Origin of the sequence: Isoptericola sp. NPDC060257 (assembly GCF_042726645.1) — a bacterium.
GTDB classification, from domain to species: Bacteria; Actinomycetota; Actinomycetes; order Actinomycetales; family Cellulomonadaceae; genus Isoptericola; species Isoptericola nanjingensis.
Genome location: NZ_JBHXAW010000448.1, coordinates 1 through 2,010, shown reverse-complemented (window position 1 = coordinate 2,010; position 2,010 = coordinate 1). Strand labels below are relative to the sequence as shown.

Below are 2,010 nucleotides of genomic sequence, written 5' to 3'. Positions count from 1 at the left end.
GCCGACGACGAGTCGGCGGCCCTCGTCGCGTCCGTCACCGGCCGGCGGGCGAGGTGGCCGCGGCCTCCGACAGGAGCGCGGCCTGCTCGGTGCGGAGGAGGACGTCACGGATCGTGTCGCGGCTGCGGGTGAGGCAGGCGATCTTGTCCTCGATGCCCACGAGCTCGCCGGCGAGCATCTCCGCCACCGTGCGGGGACAGGTCGGCGCCTCGGCGGCGCTCGCCTCCTCCATGTCGAGCAGGACCTTGATCAGGCGCGTGGGGATGCCGGCGCGCACCATCCCGGCCACCCTGGACACGCGCTCGACGTCGTCGTCGGAGTAGGTGCGGTACCCGTTCGCCGCGCGGGCGGCCACGAGCAGGCCCTGCTGCTCGTAGTAGCGCACGAGGCGCGGTGCCACTCCCGCGCGACGCGCGAGCTCGCCGATCTTCATCGTGCTCCTCCCGAGGTGACCGGGGTCACGCTTGACATTGACATCAATGTCAAACTCTAGCGTCGGTCGCATGACGACACCGCGCCCGACCCCCGCCCCGTCCGACAGACTCCCGTGGATCTCGCTCCTCGTCCTCGGCGCGGCCACGTTCGCCATGGTCACGGCCGAGATGCTGCCGACCGCCGTGCTGCCGCAGATGAGCGCCGGGCTCGGGGTGGACGAGTCGCGCACCGGGCTCCTCGTGTCCGTGTGGGCCGCCACCGTGGTGGTGGCGAGCTTCCCGCTCGTACGGCTCGTCACCGGCACGGACCGGCGTGCCGTGATCACGGTCGCGCTCGGCGTCCTGGCCGCGTCCTCCCTCGCCACGGCGCTGGCGCCGACGTACGGCGTCGCCGTGGGGGCGCGGCTGGTGGGCGCGGCCGCCGTCGGCCTCCTGTGGGCGACCGCGAACGCGCACGTCGCCGACCTGGTGCCCGACCGGCTGCTCGCCCGCTCGATCGCCGTGGTGCTGGGCGGCGCCACCCTGGGCATGGTGCTCGGCACGCCGCTCGCCAGCCTCGTGACCCGTGCGGTGGGCTGGCGGGCGGCGTTCGCCGGTCTCGCGCTGCTGACGCTGGTGGTCGCGGTCCTCGTGCGGCTCGTCGTCGCGCGGGCGCCCGGGGCGGGCGCCGGTGTGCGAGCGGTCCCGGGCGGCGCGGACCCGGCGCCCGCCGGGGGGCCCGGGCCGATGATCGCGGTGACGGCGATCGTCGGCGTGCTGCTGGTGGGGCACTACGGCGCGTACACGTACGTGACCCGCATCGTCGAGGCGCCGGCCGCCGCGCTGCCGGGCGGCGTGAGCGCGCTGCTCCTGGTGTTCGGCCTCGCGTCCGCGCTGGGGGTGGTCCTCGCCGGCCGGTTCGGCGCCCGGACCGCGCCGGTGCTCGCCCTCGCCGCCGGCGGGACCGCGCTCGCCCTGCTCGGGCTCGCCGTGGTGGACGTGCACCCCGCCCTCGGCGTGGCCGTCGTCGTGGTGTGGGGCGTGTCGTCGGGTGCGCTGCCGCCCCTGGCCCAGACGCTGATCCTGCGCCTCGGTGGCCCCGAGCGGCGCGCGACGGCGGCGGCGCTGATCCCGGTGGTGTTCAACGGCGGCATCGCCGTCGGGGCGGCCCTGGCGTCGTGGGTCGTGGCGGGCGGCGGCGTCGGGGCGCTGCCGGTCCCGGCCGCAGTCGTGGTCGCCGTGACAGCCCTCGCGCTCGGCGCCGGGGCGCGGGTCTGGTCGACGCCGGCAGCCGGGGAGGGCGACGGTGGCCGCGCCGGTCGCACGGTGGCCGAGAGGCCTGCCGGGGTCTGAGCCCCGCCCGTCAGCAGGCGGGGGCGAGGGCGTCGCCGCTGCCGGTGGCCAGGTAGGCGTCGGACACCCAGTTGCTCGGGCCGATGCGGTACCAGAGGTTCGTCGTGCCGCGGGTGCCCGTGACCGTCTGCCCGCGCGCGTGGCAGAGCAGCGGCACGCGCGCGGCGTCGGCGGCGGCGCCGGTCCACCGGTAGCCGGTGCCCGGCCCGGTGCGGACGTTGAGGGTGCCGCCGTCGGCCGAGAC

2 protein-coding genes and 1 pseudogene are annotated in these 2,010 nt (G+C 77.0%); 1 reads left to right on the top strand and 2 read right to left on the bottom strand.

What is annotated here, in order from left to right; genetic code table 11:
• Positions 1-34: 34 nt before the first annotated feature.
• Entirely contained in the window at positions 35-433 is a 399-nt protein-coding gene (locus ACFWEK_RS21165; RefSeq protein WP_430555317.1) for a MerR family transcriptional regulator, read from the bottom strand.
• 70 nt (positions 434-503) lie between these two features.
• Between ACFWEK_RS21165 and ACFWEK_RS21160 the strand changes: the two genes are divergently transcribed.
• The gene (locus tag ACFWEK_RS21160; RefSeq protein WP_430555316.1) at positions 504-1,766 is read left to right on the top strand and encodes an MFS transporter; all 1,263 of its coding nucleotides are present in this window, start codon (positions 504-506) and stop codon (positions 1,764-1,766) included.
• A gap of 10 nt (positions 1,767-1,776) precedes the next feature.
• Here ACFWEK_RS21160 and ACFWEK_RS21155 read toward each other — a convergent pair.
• Positions 1,777-2,010, bottom strand: a pseudogene (locus ACFWEK_RS21155) (hypothetical protein); the annotation flags it as partial.